This window comes from Nitrospirota bacterium, assembly GCA_020851375.1.
Taxonomy (GTDB): Bacteria; Nitrospirota; 9FT-COMBO-42-15; order HDB-SIOI813; family HDB-SIOI813; genus RBG-16-43-11.
In genome coordinates, this window is record JADZCV010000025.1 from 40916 (window position 1) to 63504 (window position 22589).

Consider the following 22589-nt stretch of genomic DNA (forward strand, 5'->3'; position numbering starts at 1 on the left):
TTATGATGAAAAAATTCTTATTAATTTTCTTTGCATTGCTTCTTTGCTCGGAAGCACTGGCGCAGGAAGGCGGCGTTGGTTCTTTAATAAGCCCGGGAGAGCTGACATCCCCCCATGCAAAATATGAGGGAATCAGCAACTGCACACAGTGTCACTCCCTTGGCGGCGGTATGCCTGACAGCAAGTGTCTGGACTGCCACGACAAGCTCGCGGAAAGAATAAAAAACAAGCAGGGCGTACATGCCACATACACGGATGCATGTATTAAGTGCCATACTGACCACAAGGGAAAAGGTTTTAAGATTATATCACTTGAGAAGGATAAGTTTGACCACGGCAAGACAGATTATCCCCTCGTGGATAAACACTCAAAGGTTGACTGTAATAAGTGTCATAAAAAGGGTGATCCGTATTCCGGAATCTCCAGCGAATGTTTATCCTGTCACAAAGATCCGCATAAGGAAAAACTTGGAAAAGACTGTGAGCGCTGCCATAACATCAAGGGGTGGAAGGATCTTGTAAAGTTTAATCATGACAGAGAATCAAAATATTCACTGACCGGGAAACACATTGAGGTCAAGTGTGAGAAATGCCATTTAGACAGCAAAAATTATAAAGTAGAAAAGTTTGAAGAGTGTCTTACATGCCACAAGGACCCGCATAAGGATAAACCGAAGTGTAAGGAGTGCCACACAACAGAAAGCTGGAAAAAGGTCAGGACAGACCATGACAAGACAAAATACCCCCTTGTTGACAAGCATATAGATGTAAAGTGCGACAAGTGCCACAAGAACAGCAAGCTCACAGGCATACCATTTAAGACATGCGAGTCATCAGCCTGCCATAACGACCCGCACAAGACCCAGTTTGAAGGGCAGAAGTGCGATGAGTGTCATAATATTAAGGGTTGGAAGCCATCACTCTTCGAGCACAATGCGCCAAAATATACCGGCTATAAGCTTGAGAAGAAGCACATTGAGGTGAAATGTGAAAAGTGTCATGTCAAGGGCCGGTATAAACCGCTGGATTCGAAGACCTGCAATACATCAGATTGTCACAAGGATGTCCACAAAGGCCAGTTCAGGAATCAGAAGTGCGAGGCCTGTCATACTGTTAAGGGATGGGGACCGTCATTATTCGAACATAATGCTGCAGAATACAAGGGATACAAATTAGAAGGAAAACATGTTGACGTTGAATGCAAGAAGTGTCATGTGCAGGGCAAATACAGACCGCTTAATTATAAGAGTTGTGATACCTCGGATTGTCATAAGGATACCCACAAGGGACAGTTTAAGGAGAAGAAGTGCGAGTCATGCCATATACTGAAAGGCTGGAAGCCGTCCACATTTGAACATAATGCGCCGGATTACAGTGGTTACAGGCTGGATGGAAAGCACGTGAAGACTCCATGTGAAAAATGTCATGTGGACGGGAAGTATAAACCTCTGTCTGACCGCTGCTATGACTGCCATGAAAAGGATGATACCCACAAGAAGGAGCTGGGGAATAATTGTGCCAAGTGTCACAATACTGCAGACTGGAAGAAGTATGCGCTGGACCACAACAAACAGACTAAATTCCCGCTTATAGGAAAGCATAAGAGCACAGAATGTGAGAAGTGTCACAAGGACAAGAAGTATTCCACAAAGGCTGAAAAGTGTGTTGACTGCCATAAGGATATTCACAAAGGGAAGTTTAAGGAAGAATGCAGTTCGTGTCATACACAGAATGACTGGTTCCCCAGGAAATTTGACCATAAGAAAGAATCAGGTCTTGAGTTAAAGGGTGTTCACAATGACATAGACTGCACAAACTGCCACAAGACTAAAGGAGAATACAAGGAGGCTAATCGCTATTGTGATCAGTGCCACCAGGATCCGCACTTCAATCAGTTCGGCAGGATAAAATGCAGTCAGTGTCACAGTGAGAGGACATGGAATCCGACAGAGTTTGATCACAGCAAGACAGGATATCCCTTAATAGGCGGGCACCGGTCAGCAGAATGTCAGGACTGTCACAGGAGCAGGTTATACAGGAACACGCCGGTAGCATGCATAAGTTGTCACCAAAGCCTTTATGATTCTGCCCCTGATCATGTTGCAAAGGGTTATAGCAGGAACTGTACAGATTGTCATAAGGGCAACTTTTCTTCATGGTCTTTCAAACATACGACTGCATCAAAGAATTGTTCAAGCTGTCATATAAGCAGCAGGCCATTAAGTCATACCACGAGTGTCGCAAAGAATACGGCAACGTGCGAGAATTGTCACAATTCGACCACTTCATGGTCGTCGCATACTCATCCTGCTGTCAGTAATAACTGCAACAGCTGTCACATTAATGACAAGCCGCAAAGTCATGCAAATAATCCGGCAGCTTATCCAACTACATGTGAGAGTTGCCATACTTCAACGGCTTCCTGGTCATCCCGTAAACATACTGCGGCTACTACAGGCTGTTCTGTATGTCATGTCACATACAGCACGCCGGCAAAAACGTCGAATCATAATGCCAATAACTGGATTACGTGTGAGAATTGCCATGTATTTCCGAACTGGTCATTCGTCCATACTTCTTCTACAACGGGTTGTTCTACCTGTCACTTGACATACAGTACACCTGCGAAACCTGCAAGCCATACGACTTATAACTGGACTACCTGTGAGACCTGTCACAAATCAAAGGTATCATGGACTTTCGTGCATACGACCGTTACGTCCGGGTGTGCAAGCTGTCACGCAACATCCAGTGTTCCTGCGAAACCTGCAAGCCATACAACGTATAACTGGACTACATGTGAGACCTGTCACAAGTCAACGGCATCATGGGCCTTTACGCATACGACTGCAACGACTGGGTGTGCAAGCTGTCATGCAGCATACAGTACGCCTGTGAAACCTGCAGGCCATGCAACGAACAACTGGACTACCTGTGAGACATGCCATAAATCCAAAACATCATGGGTCTTTACGCATACGACTGCAACGACCGGTTGCTCAAGCTGTCATGCAGCATACAGTACACCTGCGAAGCCTGCAAACCATGCAACGAACAACTGGACTACCTGCGAGACGTGCCATAAGTCAAACACGACATGGGCATTTACACACACGACTGTAGCGACTGGTTGTTCAAGCTGTCATGCAACATACAGCACGCCTGCGAAGCCTGCAAGCCATGCGACAAACAACTGGACTACCTGCGAGACATGTCACAAGTCAACGGCAACATGGACCTTTGCACACACAACGCTTACGACCGGATGTTCAGGCTGTCATGCAACATACAGCACGCCTGCGAAACCTGCAAACCATGCAACAAACAACTGGACTACCTGCGAGATATGTCACAAGTCAAACACTACATGGGCATTTACGCATACGACTGCAACGACCGGATGTTCAAGCTGTCATGCGACATACAGTATGCCTGTAAAGCCATCGAATCACACGACTAATAAGTGGTCTACCTGCGAGACATGCCACAAGTCCATAACCTCATGGGCATTCGCACATCCTACTGCGGCGACAGGTTGCTCAACCTGTCATATGACATACAGCACTCCTGCAAAGCCATCGAATCATGCAACAAACAACTGGACTACATGTGAGACATGCCACAAGTCCATAACTTCATGGGCATTCGCACACCCTACTGCGGCGACAGGTTGCTCAACCTGTCATATGACATACAGCACGCCTGCAAAGCCATCGAATCATGCAACTAACAACTGGACTACGTGTGAGACATGCCACAAGTCCATAACTTCATGGGCATTCGCACACCCTGCTGCGGCGACAGGTTGCTCAACCTGTCATATGACATACAGCACTCCTGCAAAGCCATCGAATCATGCAACTAACAACTGGACTACATGTGAGACATGCCACAAGTCCATAACTTCATGGGCATTCGCACACCCTGCTGCGACCACAGGTTGCTCAACCTGTCATATGACATACAGCACTCCTGCAAAGCCATCGACCCATGCAACTAACAACTGGACTACGTGTGAGACATGCCACAAGTCCATAACTTCATGGGCATTTACGCATCCGGCTTCAACGACGGGCTGTTCAAGTTGTCACGCATCATACAGTACACCGGTAAAACCAGCTGATCATACTACTAATAAATGGACAACCTGTGAGACATGTCACAAATCCATTACTTCATGGGCATTTACGCATCCGGCTTCAACGACCGGCTGCGCAACGTGCCATGCGACATACAGTACGCCTGCGAAGCCTGCGAGCCATACGACAAACAACTGGACTACCTGCGAGACATGTCATAAGTCAACGACCTTGTGGACATTCAGCCATGGGACTATATCTACAGGCTGTGCGACCTGTCATGCAACTTACAGCACACCGGCAAAACCGGCGAACCATACTACATATAACTGGACAACCTGTGAGATATGTCACAAGTCCATTACTTCATGGGCATTTACGCATCCGGCTTCAACGACCGGCTGTGCAACGTGCCATGCGACATACAGCACGCCTGTAAAGCCTGCAAGCCATAAAACAAACAACTGGACCACTTGTGAAACATGCCACAAATCTACCACTGCATGGACTTTTACTCACGGTACATCAACCACCAACTGTACACTTTGTCATGCAACATACAGTACACCTGCAAAACCTGCCAGCCATACAATTAACAACTGGACTACATGTCAGAACTGTCATAAGTCAACATCAACGTGGGCATTTACGCATCCTGCAACCACCTTCCCGCTTAATCATGAAGGGACTAACCCGACAAATTGCGCAGCTTGTCACCCTGCCGGGGCTTATAACAACAAAGGTGGGTGTATTGAATGTCATTCAGCGAGAGGGGTGAAGGTTCACAAGACAACACTTAACTCTGGATGTCTGGGTTGTCACCCTGATGGCAGAAAATAATAATGAATAGATTATTGCCTATTGTTATTTACATAATTGTCTTTCTGTTTGTTATTCTGCCTCAGTCGCATGAGGTGTTCTGTGCAGAATATCATGGTCTCATTTCAATGGATGATTACTACTCCAATGAGTCCGGTTCATCGTATGATTACCACCTGCTGACGACCCGTATAAGGCTGGATGCAGACAAGTTGAACAAGGCGGGCAGTCTTTCATTACACTTCGAGGGCCGGGAAAGAAATAATCTCGGTGACCAGGACTACTACAGCAGCACAAGTAATTCACGTATAGACACCTTGAATATTGAGTACAATAGAAAGAAGACTGACATTGTAGCGGGCAGATTGTGGCCAAAAGAATTATATACTGAAAGGGTAGACGGCCTGAACATACTCAGGCACGGCCCGGACAGCGGTATTGGCGTTTTTGCCGGAATAAAACCTGATCCCTACACCCAGGAATTTAATTCAAACTACACGGCTGCCGGAGTATACTATTACCGTCACAAGAAAAGCAATTCCGAGAATCTTGCCTTTATACACAATGGATTCAAGGGAAAAACCGACAGACAATACATGTATGGACAGGCGTCATATTATCCGACAGAGAAGATTAGTTTGTACGGAACCATCACAGCGGATATAGATCAAATATCAGGCGGGCTTGATCTTACAAATGCCATTGTTGAAATATCCTGGCGACCGGATTACCGCAAGGGGTTTGCCATAGGCTACAGTAATTTTCATGCCTTTCGCCTTTATGAGTCAATGGATATTGCTATAGATACGGGTACGCAAAATTCATATTATATGAGGGGAGATTACCGTTTAAGTGACAAATATTCCATTTACGGCAGATATGATCTGCAGACTCTTAATTATAACTCACTGGATGCAGAACTTAGAACTTCGAATACGGTTCAGATTGGTGTCAGGAACGACAATCTGCTGAATAGTCAGATTTCAATGGATTTTAACACAACGATAGCAGACAGTTTCGGCTCTGGTTATGGAACGTATGAACTGCAGTTCAGCAGGTTCTTTAAAGATACTCTTCAATTGACACTGCACAGCGCCTACACGCAGAGTACCAGTGACATCATTGATTATAGTGATAATATTTTTGTCTATGACCTGTCAGTCTATTATTCCTTCAGCAGGATGTGGACCGCATCCGTATCATATCAGGGACGGAGCGCTAAAGATTATGAAACAGAGAACATCAGTACAAGGGTTACGTACAGGTTTTAGGTAAAGAAGGTTTATAACAGGAGAAGCTGATGCTGACGTCAATTATTTCACCGTTGGTAATAGTTGTTGTTGTGGGAATATATGTAGCTCACCAAAGCAAACGGAGCCGGAAAAATATCAGGAAAATAGGCAAGGCCAGGGAATATGGTACACACGAGCCGGTACATATTCACCCCTTTGTTGATCCCGGAGTATGTATAGGCAGCGGGGCGTGTGTTATGGCATGTCCTGAAAAGGATATACTGGGTCTTGTAAATGGACGTTCAAGCCTTATCAATTCCTCACACTGTATAGGACATGGTGCATGTGCCGCAGCCTGTCCGGTTGGTGCAATCAGACTTGTATTTGGCACTGAGACGCGCGGAGTGGATATCCCGTATGTAACACCTAAATTTGAGACTAATATGAAAGGGATCTTCATCGTTGGCGAGCTTGGGGGGATGGGGCTGATCAGGAATGCCGTAACGCAGGGCCGTGAGGTAATTGAATATATGTCCTGCATGCTTCGCAGCGGGGAGAAGAAGCGGGATAATGTACTTGATGTTTTGATTGTTGGGGCAGGTCCCGCCGGCATATCTGCATCCCTGGCGGCCTTAAAGCATAAGCTTAAATTCGTTACTGTTGAGCAGGAGGATATCGGCGGTACAGTTTTTCAATATCCCCGGCATAAGATTGTTATGACCGCGCCGATGGAACTGCCCATGCATGGAAAGGTCAAAGTACGGGAAACAACCAAGGAGGCCCTTCTTGAGCTCTGGATGCAGGTAATTCAGAAGACAGGCCTTAAAATCAGGACAAAGGAAAAGATGACAGATATAAAGCAGGATGATGACGGTTACAAGATCTTTACAACTAAAGGTGAGTATCTGTCAAGAACTATTGTCCTGGCTATCGGGCGTCGCGGCACACCTCGAAAACTCGCGGTTCCAGGCGAGAATCTCCCCAAGGTGTCATACCGGCTGCTGGATGCTGAACAGCATAAGAACCAGCATTTACTTGTGGTAGGTGGCGGTGACAGTGCGGTAGAGGCCGCTATGGCCCTTTCTGATCAGCCTGGCAACAAAGTCATCCTGTCGTACAGGGGTGAGGCATTTGGACGTATCAAGCCGATGAACAAAGAACGTTTGGACCAGAGGGTGGGGAAGAAATCCATTGAAGTAATCCTGAATTCCAACGTCAAAGAGATTAGTGAGAAAATGATTAAAATCGCTGTTAAAGACGATATTAAAGAGATACGTAATGACTACGTATATATATTTGCAGGCGGTGAGCTCCCCAATGAATTCCTGAGCAAGATCGGCGTACGTATTGACAAGAGATTCGGCACATAGTTCTGAATAAATATGTTCCCTTATTTATTCTTTGATGTATCATAACAGGCATGCCACAGTATATTGATCTATTGAAATCCGGTGAATTGAATAAACGCTCTGAGGCGCTGGCAGTGAAGCTCAGAGACTGCACATTGTGCCCGCGTGAATGCAGGGTTGACAGGACAAAGGACAAACATGGTTTTTGCCGAACAGGCTATCATCCTGTTGTGGCAAGCTACTGCGCTCATTATGGCGAGGAGCCGGTACTTTCAGGAACGATGGGCTCCGGGACTATATTTTTCGGATATTGCAATATGAGCTGCGTCTTCTGTCAGAACCATCAGATTTCTCAACCGGTAAAGTCATTAAAGAGCGAGGCTGTAAGTTTCGAACGTCTTGCAGACATTATGCTGGAATTGCAGGATATGGGCTGCCACAATATCAATTTTGTCTCCCCTTCTCATGTCAGTGCACAGATAGTTAAGTCGCTTGAGATAGCAGCGCTAAAGGGACTTAACATCCCTCTTGTCTATAATAGTAATGGATATGAATCGGTTGAAACACTGAAACTGCTTGATGGGATTATAGACATATATCTTCCGGACTTAAAATACGGTAATAACAATACAGCCTATTATTTTTCAAAGGTAGTTGATTATGTGGTTTATTCGCGGGCGGCAATCCTTGAGATGAAGAGGCAGGTTGGAGACCTTGAGGTTGACCATGAGGGAATAGCAATCAGGGGATTGATAATAAGGCATCTTGTGTTGCCCAATGATCTTTCAGGCAGTGAGGACTGTTTCAGATTTATAAGCCAGGAGGTTGGAAAACTTACATTTATCAGCTCTATGTCACAGTTCTTTCCTGCACACAGGGCATACAAACATCCCCTTTTGTCAAGACCTATCCGCGAGAGCGAATATGAAAAGGTACTCGCATGGCTTGAAAAGTACGGGCTTGATAATGGTTGGATGCAGGCCTATTCAAGCCGTGACTACTACTGTCCGGACTTTGAGAAGGACCAGCCATTTGCGGAAAATTGAAATGTGACTTTAGTCACTATAATTTATCATTCCGGAGCGAAGCTTTTTCTTTTCAGACTGGGCCTTCTTTTCAGCAAGCATCTTCTCTTTTGCACGTTTTGAGCGCTTACGCTTCTGCCGGCGGATCTTCTCTATTCTCTGTCTTTCTTCACTCTCCCTGCCTTTTACCATCTGGTCAATTTTCCTGACAAGGAGCACCCTGGCACGATAGCGATTCAAAGACTGGGAGCGTTCTTTCTGGCATTTTACCTCTATTCCGGTGGGTATATGTTTCAGGTAAACGCAGGTAGAGACCTTATTAACGTGTTGTCCCCCCTTTCCACTGGAACGGATGAAAGACTCCTCAATGTCTTCTTCCCTGATATTCAGGGCATCCATCTTATCCCTGAGTTCTTTTTCCTTTGCAGAGCTGACAGAAAATGCCGGCATAGTACACTACCATCCGCACCCGTCATTCCTCGCAGGGCTGTCTGGCGGGATTCTGTTTCTTGAGGAAAGACGTAGATTGTGGTTTTCTCTATGCATTATTTCTGCCCGGCGGCCTCAGCATCACGGACAAGTGACGGATCCGGGGTGATGTGCAGTTCAACCCTGCGATTTAAGGCCCTTCCTTCAGGGGTGTCATTAGATTCCACAGGAGCATCGAAGCCCATTCCGATTGTTTTAAGACGGCTGGCCTGTACCCCCTGATTTATCAGAAAGACCTCGACAGAATTGGCCCGTCTTTCAGAAAGGTCCTGATTATAAGTGGCTGAACCTACGTTATCTGTATGCCCTATTATCGCGACCTCTGTCTTGTTGTACCTTTTGATGACGTCGGCAATTTTGATCAGACCAAGACGTGATTCAGGTTTCAGGGCGGACTGACCTGTATCGAAGAGGATATTATCCCGCATCGTGACCCTGATCCCATCGTCTGTGCGCTGGACCTCTGCAACGGATGCCAGCTCCTGGGCCTGTTTGTCCATGTAATTACCGATCAGGCCACCTGATGCAGCTCCAAGTATGCCCCCGATCAAAGCCCCTGTTCCTGAGCTCTTTTTCCCGCCGATTAGTGCACCTGTGGCAGCTCCTCCGAGACCACCAATAATGACCCCCTGCTGTGTGCGTGACATTGAGGAGCATCCTGACTGAGTCAATCCTGTCAGCAACATGCATACCCCTGACACTGCAATGATCTTCAACCTTACATTCCCAAATACCATTGATGTTTCCTCCTTTATTGATGCATTTTTAAGTTTCCTGCAAGATAAATGATTATACAGAAATTCCCGGAATTACTGTATATTATTTTATGACCTCTGTGGTTGAATGAGCAGTACTTGTATTGTGTTCTATAGCCAATTTTCATATACTAATCCATCATGGAGCATGAACATCACCCAAAAATAGCTTCTCACGATGAGCACCACGACCATCCCCACGAGCATGTCCACAGGGGAATTGAGAAGAAACGTCTTACGCTGGTAGCGATGCTTACCGGCTCTATGATGGTGATCGAAGGTATTGGCGGCTATGTAACTAACAGCCTTGCCCTCCTTTCTGATGCTTTTCACATGCTGACTCACTTCGGGGCGTTAATGATTAGTCTGTCGGCGATCATAATTGCAACAAGGTTTCAGTCTGAAGACAAGACCTTTGGTTACTGGCGGGCTGAAATCCTGACGGCGCTACTGAATGGCATTACCCTTGTCCCGATCGTCGGATATATCCTGTATGAGTCTTATCAGAGATATATGCACCCTGAACCTATCAGGGATACCCTCATGCTTGGTGTTGCATTCGCGGGACTTGTTGTAAACATTGTCAGCGCCCTTGCCCTGTGGGGGGTTGGCAAGGAAGACATTAACATTAGGGGGGCGTTTCTCCATATGCTTGGGGATACACTCTCCTCTGTGGCTGTAATAATTGCAGGAATAATTATACATTTCACAGACTGGATGGTTGTGGACCCTATTGCCAGTGCGATAATAAGCATCATGATATTGATCTGGTCCCTGGGGCTCATATATGAGTCAGTGCACGTCCTTCTTGAATCTGTCCCGAAAGGAATAAAGCTTGATGAGGTTGAGCGTATGATTAGAACTATCCCACAGGTTAAGGATATTCACGATATTCATATATGGCAGATTACCTCAGGTATGTATTCCATAACCTGTCATGTTGTCGTAGAGGATACGACCATATCAGGGTCGCAGGGAATAATAGTACAGATCCAGTCCACACTGGATAAGAACTTTCATATAACGCACGCAAATATCCAGTTGGAGCATTCTCTCTGAAGAGTTCACTTGAGAATCCCCGTAAACTGTGCTACTTAGTCCCGGTGACAGGTTGTGTAGTAACCCATGAGCGACTTGCCGGAGCAGTTGGGTACCTGTCAAGGCGATCAGGCGGAGGAAAGCCCGACCTTTAGAGTCGGGAAGGGTTCCCCGCCTGAGAGTCCTTATGACAGGTCAACTGCGCAGGCGTTGAGCGAATGGGTTGCCACACAACCTGTCCCGGATTTTCATGAACCTTTGTGAGCCCTGGCTCATGACGGTTCACCTGGTTATCAGTTCATCAAAATCAGCTATTCCTGTAAAATGGTCAGATGATCTTATACCCAGTCTGGAGCTTGGCCTTGCCTTGAATATCAGACAACCCATGCCGTAATCTCTTGCAGAAAACAGCACATTTTCATTGTCATCAACCAGCATGGTTGTCTCTTTGTCAAATCCGATGAGTTGTTTTAATTTTGGCCAGAAGGCAGTATCCTCCTTAGGGAGCCCTATGTCGAAGGCACATACTACGGAGTCAAAATATTTGCCGATTTCAGTCTTCCTTAGCTTTAAATCAAGTGTCTTGTAATGGGCGTTCGTTACGAGATGTATGCGTTTTTTCATTGAACGCAGGAATCCAAGAAATTCTTCTGCATGTGGATGGACAGCAATGAGGTGATGGACCTGCTCTTTTAGTGCAGGTATGTCGAGGTCAAATTCTTTTGACCAGAAATCTATGTCTGTCCATGCGAGGGTCTTTTCTTCTTTCTTGTATCTTGCGAGGAGTTGCTGCCTTGCCTCACTTATTGGAACATTGTATTTTTCTGCATACTTCTCGGGCAGAAAGTGTTCCCAGAAATAATCGTCAAAATATCTGTCAAGGAGTGTGCCGTCCATATCAAGCAAGACCGTGTCTATATTATTCCATGAAAAATTATTCATATTCCCTTTTTTATAATCCCGCCGCCAACCAGCAAATCACCGTCATAAAATACAACAGACTGCCCCGGGGTAACAGCGCGCTGGGGGTCTTCAAATACGACTTTAATATGACCTTCTCCTTCAGGGGTTATCATTGCTTTTACCGCCTGTGACCTGTATCTGATCTTCGTGTAATACAGCTTGCCCTGATCAGGCAGTTCGCCGCTAATCATATGAATATCTGAGGCTACAAGACCTCCTGCAAACAACTCCTGCTCAGTTCCAAGAACAACCTCATTCTTTTGTGCATCTATATTTATTACATAGAGCCGTTCGCCTGCTGAGATCTTAAGCCCCCTCCTCTGTCCAATTGTGTAAAACGGAATACCATCGTGTTCTCCCAAAACCGTTCCTGAAGATGACACGAAATGCCCAGTGTTAATGGCTGTTGATGTGTGTTCTCTGATAAATTCCCTGTATCCCTCATGTGTGACAAAACAGACCTCCTGACTTTCTCTCATTTCTGATACAGGGAGGTCTAAAGATTCTGCCTTACTGATGACCTCTTTCTTTGTGTAGCCGCCAACTGGAAAGATTATGTTTGAGAGCTGGTCCTGAGTAAGCCTGTAAAGGAAATAGCTCTGATCTTTGTGAGGGTCCAGACCCTTTGTCAGGTTGTACCTGTTGCGAGTTTGATCGTAGCTGACCCGTGCATAATGTCCTGTAGCTATGAAGTCTGCACCTATGCTCCGTGCCTTTTCAAACATGAGAGAGAATTTGATCTTTTCATTACACCTTGTGCAGGGATTCGGAGTGCGTCCCTCTGCATATTCCCGGCAGAATTCATCAACAACATACTCTTTAAACTCCTTGTGTGCATCCCAAATGTAATAGGGTATCTTAAGTTGCTCCGCTGCATACCTCGCAAGTCCTGTCTTACAACAGGACCGGTCATGCCATTCTCCATCAAGGTACTCCCCATCTCCCCATATCCTGAGTGTGGCGCCGATTACTTCATAACCCTGTTCAACCAATAGGAGGGCTGCGACAGAGCTGTCTATTCCGCCGCTAAGTCCAACAACAACCTTTTTCCTGCTCACCTGAAAATGTCCTCTATACTTCCGCCCCAGAAATTATAATGTTTAACTATTCTCCACCAACTCCAGTATCCTTGTGAGGTCATCCGTGGAATAATAGTCCACGACAATCTTTCCGCCTTTTTTCTCTTCCTGAATCCTCACCTTTGTTCCCAATGTGCGCTGAAGTCTCAATTCAACATCCCTTATCGCAACATTCTTTGACTCTACGACCTTCTTTTTTCCTTTCTTAATCCCCCATTTTTTTGCGAGATACTCTGTTTCGCGGACTGAAGCGCCTTTATTTACTATATACTCGGCAAACCTGAGTTGCTCATTCCTGTTCGTAAAGGATAGGATTGCCTTTGCATGTCCTGTTGTAATAACAGATCGGGATAGAAATTCCTGTATCTTTTCAGGTAGTGTAAGCAGACGCATATAATTTGTTACCGTAGAACGCTCTTTACCTACCTTCGCTGCTATCTCTTCCTGAGTCAGGCCAAATTCGTCTGTAAGGCGCTGGTAACCCTGAGCTGACTCTATGGGATTTAAATTCTCTCTCTGAAGGTTTTCTATAAGGGCTATTTCCAGTGATTTTTCATTTGACAGGTCTTTTATTACAACAGGTATTTTATTAAGCCCCGCAATCTGGGCAGCCCGCCATCTCCGCTCCCCTGCCACCAGTTCATAAGCCCCGTCGTTGATGTGTCTCACTATAACCGGCTGTATTACACCATGCTCCTTTATGGAGTCTGCGAGTTCCCGCAGAGCTGTATCTTCGAAGAACTGTCTGGGCTGGTATTTGTTTGGAATGATCCGGGTAAGTTCCAGCTCTGATACAGGAATCCTGCTATCGTCAGGCCGTGCATGTGCGGCCGCACCTGGAATTAATGTCCCCAGCCCTCTACCCAGAACCATTTTTTTTGTCATTTTTCATAACCTCCAGCGCCAGTCCGAGATACGACTGGGCGCCCCTTGAATTTATGTTATAGGTAATAATTGGTTTTCCATGGCTTGGTGCCTCTCCAAGTGCAACATTCCTCGGGATTGTGCTGTTAAAAACCTTATCCTTAAAATGTCCCTTGATTTCCTGTGCAACCTGATGTGACAGATTATTCCTCCCATCGAACATGGTAAGGAGTATGCCTTCAATATCGAGAGAAGTGTTCAGGGATTTTTGAACGAGCTCTATGGTCCTCATAACCTGACTGAGCCCCTCTAACGCAAAGTACTCGCACTGAACGGGAATAATCACAGAGTCAGCAGCAGTTAATGAGTTTATAGTCAGCAATCCCAGTGACGGCGGACAGTCAAGTATAATGAAATCGAAGTTGTCCCTTACAGGATAGAGGACATTTCTAAGGACGAACTCCCTATTTTCGAGTTCTATTAGCTCAATTTCAGCGCCTATAAGATCAATGCCGGCCGGGATAACCTGAAAATAGCGCAAGTCTGTCGGCCGCATGACTTCCGTGATGTCCATCCTGCCTATCATGACATCATATATCGAAGTCTTGATGTCTCTTCTGTCTATACCAGACCCGCTAGTTGCATTTCCCTGTGGGTCCATGTCAACAAGCAGGACTTTCTTTTCTGCAACAGCAAGCGAGGCAGAGACATTTATGGCAGTTGTCGTCTTGCCAACGCCGCCCTTCTGGTTTGTTATAGAGATTATTTTGCCCATAAAATCAATAGGTTACGACATGCAGAGAGATAATCAGGGATAATTTTATCATAGTGGCTGCATTAATGGAAGTATTATAATAAATACGAATGTTCCACGTGGAACATTCATCGCCGTATCTTCCTTCCGGTCACGAAACTTGTCTCCACTTGATTTATGCGGAAGTGAACCATGAGACATTGAGTACTTGTGGCTAAAATAGAATTTCCGGTGAACCATCATGAGCCCTTCGACTGTTCGGCACATTCACAGCTCAGGACTTACAAGATGTCATGAAAAACGTCATTCCCGCGCAAGCGGGAATCCAGACCGGGGCATAGTTCTGGATTCCCACTCCCTGCTTAAATCCTGCGGGGACAGGTTCCGTGGGAATGACGGGTACTTAGGAGCATTTTCAGGTGGACATGCCTGAGCCATTCAACTGTTCGGCACGCTCACAGCTCAGGGCTCACAAAGGCAGATGAAAATCCCCCTTAGTCCCCCTTTGCAAAGGGGGAAATCCGTTCCCACACTGTACAAAGGGGGAAAGTAATTCTTCTCTGTATAAAAGAGGGAAATCAGCTCCCCCCTTTATTAAAGGGGGAGAGGGGGGATTTGAACGGGGATTTTTAGGTGAACCGTCATGAGCCCTTCGACTGTTCGGCACGCTCACAGCTCAGGGCTCACCAGGGTTCATGAAAACGTCATTCCCGCGTAAGCGGGAATCCAGGCCGATTGCCTGGTTCTGGATCCCCACTCCCTGCTTAAGTCCTGCGGGGACAGGTTCCGTGGGAATGATGGGTACTTAGGAGCATTTTCGAGTGAACCTATATGGCCTTGCTGCGCGCCTGTTTTGCTATTGTAATTGCAAGGACGGATATTGCCGCCGGCGTCATGCCTGGGATGCGCGATGCCTGACCCAGTGAAACTGGTTTAACAGACAGGAGCTTCTCTTTTATCTCATTGGAAAGACCGGATATGTTGTGGTAATCAAAATCAGCAGGGATTTTCTTCTGTTCCATATCCTTGTGGCGGTCAACCAGTTGTATCTGCCGCTTTATATACCCCTCGTACTTTATTTCAACTTCAACTCTAAACTTAATGTCTTTATCGAGCGGGCTGTCTGGCGGACTTAACTGCTCGATTTCTGTATAGCTAACTTCAGGTCTCTGAAGCAGTTGTGAAAGAGTCAGGTCAGGCCTTATGCTCCCCTCACTCCCACACTTAAAGGGGGCGGCGCTCTTTTCTTTTTCATATTCAATGTCATCCCGATCTTGTTTTGTTGTCCCGTGATCTCGCATTGCCGGAGAGACTGAAATAAATTCAGTAGGACGGATGTCTTTACCGGAACATTCTTTGTATGGAATGCGTGGTGCGTTGCCAATGCGTGTCCTTTTAAGTCTCGATATTTCATGCGCTATTGAGTTTGTTGTTTCTTTGTACTTTTTGTAACGTTCCTCTGAGACAAGACCTGTTTTGTATCCCTTTTCTGTAAGGCGTGAATCCGCGTTGTCGTGACGCAACAGGAGCCTGTATTCAGCGCGCGACGTAAACATCCTGTATGGTTCCTGTGTCCCTTTGGTTACAAGGTCGTCAATGAGAACGCCGATATATGCCTCTGACCGGTCCAATATAAGAGGTACCCGGCCCTGTACCTTTAATGACGCATTAATTCCGGCCATAACTCCCTGCGCTGCCGCCTCCTCGTAACCTGAAGTGCCGTTTATCTGGCCGGCATTATACAAGCCTTCAATTAACTTAGTCTCAAGTGTGTGTTTAATCTGTGTTGGTGGTATGAAATCGTACTCAATGGCATAGCCTGGCCTCATGATCTCTGCCTCTTCAAGTCCTTTGATGGACCTGACCAGATCTACCTGGACATCTGCAGGAAGACTCGTGGATATCCCATTGGCATACATTTCTACGGTGTTGTAGCCTTCAGGTTCGAGAAAGACCTGGTGTTTTTCCTTACCCGAAAATCTTACTATCTTGTCTTCGATGGACGGGCAATATCGCGGTCCTATACCCTTTATAACCCCTCCATACAGGGGTGACCGGTCAAGGTTTTTCCTTATAATATCATGAGTCACAGGAGATGTATAAGTAAGATAGCAGGGTACTTGCCTGGCATCTATTTTGTCTGTCATGTATGAGAACGGAACCGGTGGTTCATCCCCGTGCTGTGCTGTCATGACGCTGAAGTCTATGCTTCGGGCATCAATCCTTGGAGGAGTGCCTGTCTTTAGCCTCCCAATAGTAAAGCCAATACGTTGTAAATCCTCGGATAGACCTAACGAAGGAAATTCACCTGCCCTCCCTGCCGGATAGCTTGTAAGGCCAACATGTATTAGTCCCCGGAGGAATGTGCCTGTTGTCAGAATAACCGCCTTGGCGGTGTACTGCATGCCAAGGTTTGTCTCCACGCCCCGGACACGGTCGCCCTCAATAATAAGCCTCTCGACGACCCCCTGAACAATATCAAGATTGTTCTGTGATTCCAGTAGGTTACGCATGGCGAGCTTATATGCATTTCTGTCAGCCTGGGCGCGCAGTGCCTGTACTGCCGGACCTTTGCTGGTGTTCAGCATCCGGAACTGGATGCCAGCTGCATCTGTTACCCTTCCCATTTCACCGCCAAGTGTATCAATCTCGCGCACGAGATGGCCCTTCGCAATTCCTCCAATTGCAGGATTACAGGACATCAGGGCTATATTGTCTATATTGAGCGTAATGATGAGGGTTTTGCACCCAAGCCTTGAAGATGCCAATGCTGCCTCGCACCCGGCATGTCCGGCGCCGACTACAATTACGTCGTAACATACGTTTGACATAGTGGGTTATACTATCATAATCCAACATGTTACAACAAATTCAGCAATATGTTCCACGTGGAACATTCCTGTGTAAGGCCTTGCATGATATTACTTTCCAATACAGAACTCGCTGAAAATCCTGTTTAGGATGTCTTCTGCTGATACGACCCCTGTTATCTGTCCAAGGCTATCAAGGCTGCCGCGAAGGTGAAGTGCAAGTATTTCCAGCGGTAATTTATTGTGAAGGGCTTTGAGAAAGTTGTTAAGTTCATTCCTCGACTCTTCTAATGCGTTCTTATGTCGCAAGTTGGTAACAACTGCCTCCCCAGCGGTTAAGTTGTCATTTCCGGCTACGGTATCACGTATAACCTTCCTGAGCGATTCCACCCCTTCACCCCTTATTATTGATGTATGAGCGATAGGGGTGTTACATTTGATTAACTCATGTTCGATGAGGTTGCCTTTGTCTATCTTATTGATTATAAAAACCCTTTTCTTTCCGTTTGTCTTTTTGATAAGTTCTAAATCCCATTCCGTCAGTGTCTCACTTCCATCAAATACAATTAATACGAGTTCAGCAGAGCCTATTGACCGGTACATCCGTCTGATCCCTTCCTCTTCAACTGTGTCTGTGGTGGAACGGAGTCCGGCTGTATCCAGGATTCTAAGGGGGAGTCCGTGAACAACGGTAGTGCCATCCACTATATCCCTTGTTGTTCCGGGGTAAGGGGTCACTATGGCGCGCTCTTCACCCAATAGCATATTCAGCAGGCTTGACTTCCCAACATTTGTCCTGCCGACTATTGCTGTTACTACCCCTTCCTTCAGGGGCTTCCATCTGTAGTAACCCTCAATTAGCATGTCTATTAGTTCTATTGATGAACGGACGCGCCCTTCGGCATCATTCATGACAGCGCCTGTGTCTTCTTCCGGGAAGTCAATAAATGCCTCGATAGATGCTGCTGCACTGGTTAGGTTATTGCGTAACTCATTGATAATGCGTGATAATCTGCCTTCAAGCTGCCACAATGCAGTTTTGAGGCCTTCCTCTGTTTTGGCATTTATTATATCAACAACTGCCTCAGCCTGAGCCAAGTCAATCCTTCCATTTAGAAATGCCCTCTTCGTAAATTCCCCTGGCTCTGCAAGTCTTGCGCCTTCCCTGACAATGACTTCGAGAATTTTATCAGTGACCAAAGGACCACCATGGCAACTTATTTCAACCACATCCTCACACGTATAACTATGAGGGGACTTCATAATACTTACGATGACTTCATCAATAGCGTCTAATGATGAGCCCACGACATTACCATAATAAATGCTATGTGTTTTTGCATTACTAAGTGACTTGCCTGACTTGCTTCGAAAGACCCTGGATGCTATATTTAGCGCATCCTTTCCGCTAAGCCGTATAACACTAATTCCCCCAATGCCTGGAGGTGTAATTATTGCACAGATTGTGTCTTCCTGCCTGATCATACTCCATATATTATCATAATCGGCTTGATTAACAACAAGCGCCTTAAGCAACTCATGAGACGTGCAGGAGTATTATTTCTTAATAATATTTAATATCCCTTTAATCTATTTTTAATCCAGACAAGATAAAATCATCTCATTTTGAATAAAGGAGAATCTTTTATGGTCAGGAATGTTATCGGAAGCATAATCTTTGCCTGTCTGTTTCTTGTAACACAGCTCTCCTGGGGGGCGTGGCTTAATGACAGGGCACCCGATTTCAGCCTTCAGGATCGTTATGGAAAGACCATCTCATTGGGAGACATGAAGGGCAGGGTGGTCTTTGTTAATTTCTGGGCCAACTGGTGTCCCCCATGCAAAAAGGAATTCCCTGAACTTAACAAACTCTCAAAAAAATACAAAGAAGCAGACTTTGTTATCCTTGCCATAAACCTTGATAAACAGAGGGCCAATGTGGATGATTTTTTGGGTAAACTACCAGAGCCCCTTTCAGACAGAATGATCATACTGTTAGATCCCCGGTCCAGGGTTGTCTCATCATATGGCGCAAGGGCAATGCCTACATCTTTTATAATTGATAAGCAGGAGACCATCCGGTATGTCCACCTTGGCTTTAATGAATCAGACCCCGGCAAGTGGATAACTGAGATAGACTCACTAATAAAGTAGGATGACGGCCCAATGAAACAAAAGTTTATACTCAGACTTATACTCATTATAATTATTCCAATATTGTCAGGTTGTGCCATGGTCAAACCCTGGGAAAGGGAATATCTGGCAGATCCCATTATGCAGTTTGACTACTGTAAGGAAGAAAAGGCTGTGCGGGAACACTTCCTCGCTACACGGGAGGGAAGCTCAGGTAGTTTCAGTGTTAGTGGAGGCGGTTGTGGCTGCAATTAAGGCAATGAAAAGAACTGGTTATAGATACTTTTTCATTCTTACCTGCCTCTTCCTTCTTACATTTTTTTCAAAAAACTCCAGGGCAGAGGATTATGCGAATGCAGATACATATATCCATGACTTCAATAACGGGATAATTGTCTATAGCGGTGTCTTTGCATTGAATAAGGATATTACACTGGATACATCTGCATATTTTAAGTATACGTTGGACCTTATCAATCCCAGCTTCTTCAGCGAGGAAGGTGAAGGCGAGGATGAAGGTCATGTGAAGGGTGATAAACCTGTGGCAGCCATTTCAGGAGCATCTGCCGCCTCTGGCAGAGGAGGGGATACGAGGAATGAGTTAACAGCAGGTATTACTCATAACTTTGCTGATGTGATTGGTATTGAAATGTATTATGATTACAGCAAAGAAGGTGATTATACATCAAACACGCCCACTGTAACCTTTAAGAAAGACCTCTTTGAAAAGAACACAACACTTACCTTAGGCTACTCAAAGAGCATGGATCAGGTTTATGGAAAATTCATGACCGGTACGAAAGACAGGGATACGGACAACTATTTTTTCGGTATTACTCAGGTCATCTCCCCTGTCACTGTAGCACGGGCTGGATATTCAAGGAGTAAAGTAACAGGTTTTACCTCTGAAGGGATTAGGTTGGTACCGATAGACGGGGCCACACAGGCATCATGCACTGACAAATCCGTCACATGTGTTGACGAGGTATTTCCAGACGCACGTTCAAGGAATGCCTACTTGTTTGGCATCAATTACTACTTCAAAGATGGTTTTATAGATCTTCTGAAGAGGTCGGCCCTCAGGCTCACATTGCGCTATTACAGTGATGACTGGGATATCCACTCTCACACAGAAGAGGTTGAGTATTATAAGTACCTGTCAGATCAGAACATCATCCGGCTGAATCTCCGGTATTATGATCAGGGTAAGGCTTTCTTTGTCAAAGATGCCTACTTGAATTCAGATTTATTTAAATCATCATCCCCTCAGCTTACTGATTTTAACTCACAACTTATAGGCATAAAACTGACACATGCACTTGAGGATATAGAGGGAGGTTATATTGAAGGGAAATATGAATACTATACTCAGTCCATCAATGTAAATGCCAATGTTTTTATGCTTGGGGTGAGATTCAACTTCTAAATTAGGAGACAGGACAGATGGATACAACAGGAAACGTATCTTTTGGTGTAGCATTTATCGCAGGCCTCTTATCTTTTGTATCGCCCTGCGTGCTCCCGTTGTTACCCTCCTATGTCTCATTCATCACAGGCATGTCGTTTGAAGCAATAACCGGGGAGGAGGACAGGGCCAGGGTGAAAAGGATGACCGCTATACACTCCCTGTTTTTTATCCTCGGATTTTCCATTGTATTTGTGTCACTTGGTGCATCTGCAACATTTGTGGGTAATTTCCTGAACCAACAGCAACTCGCATTCCAGAAGGTGGGCGGCGTTATTATAATTCTGCTTGGCACACATTTTACAGGAGTCATAAACTTTGGCCTCCTGCAGAAGGACAAGCGATTTCACATAAAGGATAAACCTCTCGGATATGCAGGCTCCCTGCTTGTCGGGATTAGCTTTGCAATGGGCTGGACCCCTTGCATCGGACCAATCCTGGCCGCTATACTTATGTACGCCACAACAACGAGCAGCATGGGCCATGGAATGGCACTCCTGTTTATTTACTCGATGGGTCTGGGCATCCCGTTTTTTCTCTCATCTCTGGCCATTAACACCTTTTTAAGTACTTTTAAAAGGATTGCCCCGTACATGAAGGTCGTAACTGTCGTAAGCGGCGTATTCCTGATCGGGGTTGGGTTGTTGATATTCACTAATAACTTCGGTATCCTTTCCCATTATGTCACATACTGGTTTTCAGAATAAACGGGCGATTCCCCTTATTGCACTGTTTATTTTACTGATATCACCAATTCCGTCCTTTGCAAGAGTCTTTAAGAAGACCAGCGTATTGATGGGTACAGACATTGAACTGACTGCTTCGGATTCGGATGAGTCCAGAGTCAATACTGCATTTAATGCTGCTCTTCATGAAATAGACCGGATTGAAAATGAGATGAGCGAATGGAAAGATGGGACTCCGCTATCCATAATCAATCAGAAGGCAGGGAAAGAGGCGGTACCCGTGCCTGAAGAGCTGTTCAATGTCCTGCTTGCGGCTCAAAAGATCTCTGAATTATCTGAGGGTGCATTTGATGTATCGTGGGCCTCGATGAGGGGGGTGTGGAACTTTTCAAAGGGAATGGAGCATGTGCCATCCGCAGAAGATGTCAGTGAGAAGCTTTCGTTGGTCAATTATAAGGATATTGAACTGGATGGGATAAAGAAGACCGTATTTCTTAAAAGGCCAGGGATGGCCATCGGTCTCGGCGCTATTGCAAAAGGGTATGCTGTAGACAGGGCCATGCAGGCATTAGTAAACTCAGGGATTAAAAATGCAATAGTTAAGGCCGGGGGAGATATGAGGGTTCAGGGGACTGATGATGGAAAACCATGGGAGATTGGCATACAGCACCCGAGAAACAGGGAGAAACTGTTGGGAAAGCTGGCCCTCAGCAACATCTCTATCTCTACATCCGGAGATTATGAAAGGTTCTTTATAAAAGATAACATCCTGTATCATCACATTATGAACCCTAAGACAGGCTATCCAGCCAGGGGCTGCCAGAGTGTAACCATTCTTGCTCCAGACACCATGACATCAGATGCACTGTCAACTGCTGTCTTCGTCCTCGGCCCTGAAGAAGGTATGCAGTTGATTAAAAGTCTTCCAGGAATAGAGGGGATTATAGTGGATAGTAATGGAGATGTGCTCCATTCACCGGGTATATACTTACATTAGTAAAACGCTTCACAATTTACATTGAACTGGAATTTACCTTTTTAGGCGGTTT

Annotated in this window: 18 protein-coding genes; 10 read left to right on the top strand and 8 right to left on the bottom strand. The window is 45.7% G+C overall.

What is annotated here, in order from left to right; all coding sequences use genetic code 11:
• The first annotated feature begins 5 nt into the window (after positions 1-5).
• The 4 genes from IT393_05365 to IT393_05380 are packed head-to-tail and all read left to right on the top strand — an operon-like array spanning position 6 to position 8525.
• Entirely contained in the window at positions 6-4919 is a 4914-nt protein-coding gene (locus tag IT393_05365) for a hypothetical protein (GenBank protein MCC7202080.1), read from the top strand.
• A 2-nt stretch (positions 4920-4921) separates the two neighbouring features.
• Positions 4922-6169: a hypothetical protein gene (locus tag IT393_05370; protein ID MCC7202081.1), complete on the top strand. Its 1248-nt coding sequence runs from the start codon at positions 4922-4924 to the stop codon at positions 6167-6169.
• 29 nt (positions 6170-6198) lie between these two features.
• A complete protein-coding gene (locus IT393_05375) occupies positions 6199-7500 on the top strand; it encodes an NAD(P)-binding domain-containing protein (GenBank protein MCC7202082.1) in 1302 nt (433 codons plus the stop codon).
• 50 nt (positions 7501-7550) lie between these two features.
• Positions 7551-8525, top strand: coding sequence for a radical SAM protein (locus tag IT393_05380; protein MCC7202083.1), 975 nt, complete (start codon positions 7551-7553; stop codon positions 8523-8525).
• 9 nt (positions 8526-8534) lie between these two features.
• Here IT393_05380 and IT393_05385 read toward each other — a convergent pair whose 3' ends face one another.
• Positions 8535-8954 (bottom strand): peptide chain release factor-like protein, encoded by a 420-nt coding sequence (locus IT393_05385; protein MCC7202084.1) that lies wholly within the window; start codon positions 8952-8954, stop codon positions 8535-8537.
• Positions 8955-9049: 95 nt separating this feature from the next.
• Positions 9050-9730 (bottom strand): OmpA family protein, encoded by a 681-nt coding sequence (locus tag IT393_05390; GenBank protein ID MCC7202085.1) that lies wholly within the window; start codon positions 9728-9730, stop codon positions 9050-9052.
• A gap of 159 nt (positions 9731-9889) precedes the next feature.
• Here IT393_05390 and IT393_05395 point away from each other — a divergent pair, with 159 nt between their 5' ends.
• Positions 9890-10807, top strand: coding sequence for a cation transporter (locus tag IT393_05395; GenBank protein MCC7202086.1), 918 nt, complete (start codon positions 9890-9892; stop codon positions 10805-10807).
• Between the two features lie 261 nt (positions 10808-11068).
• Here the strand turns inward: IT393_05395 and IT393_05400 are convergent, their stop codons facing one another.
• The 6 genes from IT393_05400 to mnmE all read right to left on the bottom strand — a co-directional run bounded on the left by IT393_05400 (position 11069) and on the right by mnmE (position 18741).
• Positions 11069-11728 carry an HAD-IA family hydrolase gene (locus IT393_05400; protein ID MCC7202087.1) on the bottom strand — a complete coding sequence of 220 codons (660 nt, stop codon included), beginning with the start codon at positions 11726-11728 and terminating at the stop codon, positions 11069-11071.
• The gene (gene mnmA, locus IT393_05405) at positions 11725-12807 is read right to left on the bottom strand and encodes a tRNA 2-thiouridine(34) synthase MnmA (protein MCC7202088.1); all 1083 of its coding nucleotides are present in this window, start codon (positions 12805-12807) and stop codon (positions 11725-11727) included. Before mnmA ends, IT393_05400 begins: the two co-directional genes overlap by 4 nt.
• 42 nt (positions 12808-12849) lie before the next feature.
• A complete protein-coding gene (locus tag IT393_05410; protein ID MCC7202089.1) occupies positions 12850-13713 on the bottom strand; it encodes a ParB/RepB/Spo0J family partition protein in 864 nt (287 codons plus the stop codon).
• Complete coding sequence (locus IT393_05415; GenBank protein MCC7202090.1) at positions 13688-14467, bottom strand: ParA family protein; 780 nt, start codon at positions 14465-14467, stop codon at positions 13688-13690. Before IT393_05415 ends, IT393_05410 begins: the two co-directional genes overlap by 26 nt.
• Before the next feature lie 806 nt (positions 14468-15273).
• Positions 15274-17277, bottom strand: a complete 2004-nt coding sequence (mnmG, locus tag IT393_05420) for a tRNA uridine-5-carboxymethylaminomethyl(34) synthesis enzyme MnmG (protein MCC7202091.1) — start codon at positions 17275-17277, stop codon at positions 15274-15276.
• A gap of 90 nt (positions 17278-17367) precedes the next feature.
• Positions 17368-18741, bottom strand: a complete 1374-nt coding sequence (gene mnmE / locus IT393_05425; protein MCC7202092.1) for a tRNA uridine-5-carboxymethylaminomethyl(34) synthesis GTPase MnmE — start codon at positions 18739-18741, stop codon at positions 17368-17370.
• Positions 18742-18903: 162 nt separating this feature from the next.
• On the opposite strand from mnmE, the gene IT393_05430 reads away from it, so the two are divergent.
• Genes IT393_05430 through IT393_05450 form a run of 5 tightly spaced genes read left to right on the top strand, consistent with a single transcriptional unit; the run spans position 18904 to position 22537 of the window.
• Positions 18904-19410 carry a TlpA family protein disulfide reductase gene (locus IT393_05430; GenBank protein ID MCC7202093.1) on the top strand — a complete coding sequence of 169 codons (507 nt, stop codon included), beginning with the start codon at positions 18904-18906 and terminating at the stop codon, positions 19408-19410.
• A 12-nt stretch (positions 19411-19422) separates the two neighbouring features.
• Positions 19423-19644 (top strand): DUF4266 domain-containing protein, encoded by a 222-nt coding sequence (locus IT393_05435; protein MCC7202094.1) that lies wholly within the window; start codon positions 19423-19425, stop codon positions 19642-19644.
• On the top strand, positions 19631-20815 hold the full coding sequence (locus tag IT393_05440) for a DUF3570 domain-containing protein (GenBank protein ID MCC7202095.1): 1185 nt from the start codon (positions 19631-19633) through the stop codon (positions 20813-20815). The genes IT393_05435 and IT393_05440 overlap by 14 nt, the downstream gene beginning before the upstream one ends.
• 17 nt (positions 20816-20832) lie before the next feature.
• A complete protein-coding gene (locus IT393_05445) occupies positions 20833-21561 on the top strand; it encodes a cytochrome c biogenesis protein CcdA (protein MCC7202096.1) in 729 nt (242 codons plus the stop codon).
• Positions 21536-22537, top strand: a complete 1002-nt coding sequence (locus tag IT393_05450; protein MCC7202097.1) for an FAD:protein FMN transferase — start codon at positions 21536-21538, stop codon at positions 22535-22537. Before IT393_05445 ends, IT393_05450 begins: the two co-directional genes overlap by 26 nt.
• Positions 22538-22589: the final 52 nt, after the last annotated feature.

Bases quoted from the DNA above. Each gene is read 5' to 3' on its own strand.
- IT393_05365 (MCC7202080.1), top strand. From the start codon at position 6: ATGAAAAAATTCTTATTAATTTTCTTTGCATTGCTTCTTTGCTCGGAA.
- IT393_05370 (MCC7202081.1), top strand. From the start codon at position 4,922: ATGAATAGATTATTGCCTATTGTTATTTACATAATTGTCTTTCTGTTT.
- IT393_05375 (MCC7202082.1), top strand. From the start codon at position 6,199: ATGCTGACGTCAATTATTTCACCGTTGGTAATAGTTGTTGTTGTGGGA.
- IT393_05380 (MCC7202083.1), top strand. From the start codon at position 7,551: ATGCCACAGTATATTGATCTATTGAAATCCGGTGAATTGAATAAACGC.
- IT393_05385 (MCC7202084.1), bottom strand. From the start codon at position 8,954: ATGCCGGCATTTTCTGTCAGCTCTGCAAAGGAAAAAGAACTCAGGGAT.
- IT393_05390 (MCC7202085.1), bottom strand. From the start codon at position 9,730: ATGGTATTTGGGAATGTAAGGTTGAAGATCATTGCAGTGTCAGGGGTA.
- IT393_05395 (MCC7202086.1), top strand. From the start codon at position 9,890: ATGGAGCATGAACATCACCCAAAAATAGCTTCTCACGATGAGCACCAC.
- IT393_05400 (MCC7202087.1), bottom strand. From the start codon at position 11,728: ATGAATAATTTTTCATGGAATAATATAGACACGGTCTTGCTTGATATG.
- IT393_05410 (MCC7202089.1), bottom strand. From the start codon at position 13,713: ATGACAAAAAAAATGGTTCTGGGTAGAGGGCTGGGGACATTAATTCCA.
- IT393_05415 (MCC7202090.1), bottom strand. From the start codon at position 14,467: ATGGGCAAAATAATCTCTATAACAAACCAGAAGGGCGGCGTTGGCAAG.
- mnmG (MCC7202091.1), bottom strand. From the start codon at position 17,277: ATGTCAAACGTATGTTACGACGTAATTGTAGTCGGCGCCGGACATGCC.
- mnmE (MCC7202092.1), bottom strand. From the start codon at position 18,741: ATGATCAGGCAGGAAGACACAATCTGTGCAATAATTACACCTCCAGGC.
- IT393_05430 (MCC7202093.1), top strand. From the start codon at position 18,904: ATGGTCAGGAATGTTATCGGAAGCATAATCTTTGCCTGTCTGTTTCTT.
- IT393_05435 (MCC7202094.1), top strand. From the start codon at position 19,423: ATGAAACAAAAGTTTATACTCAGACTTATACTCATTATAATTATTCCA.
- IT393_05445 (MCC7202096.1), top strand. From the start codon at position 20,833: ATGGATACAACAGGAAACGTATCTTTTGGTGTAGCATTTATCGCAGGC.
- IT393_05450 (MCC7202097.1), top strand. From the start codon at position 21,536: ATGTCACATACTGGTTTTCAGAATAAACGGGCGATTCCCCTTATTGCA.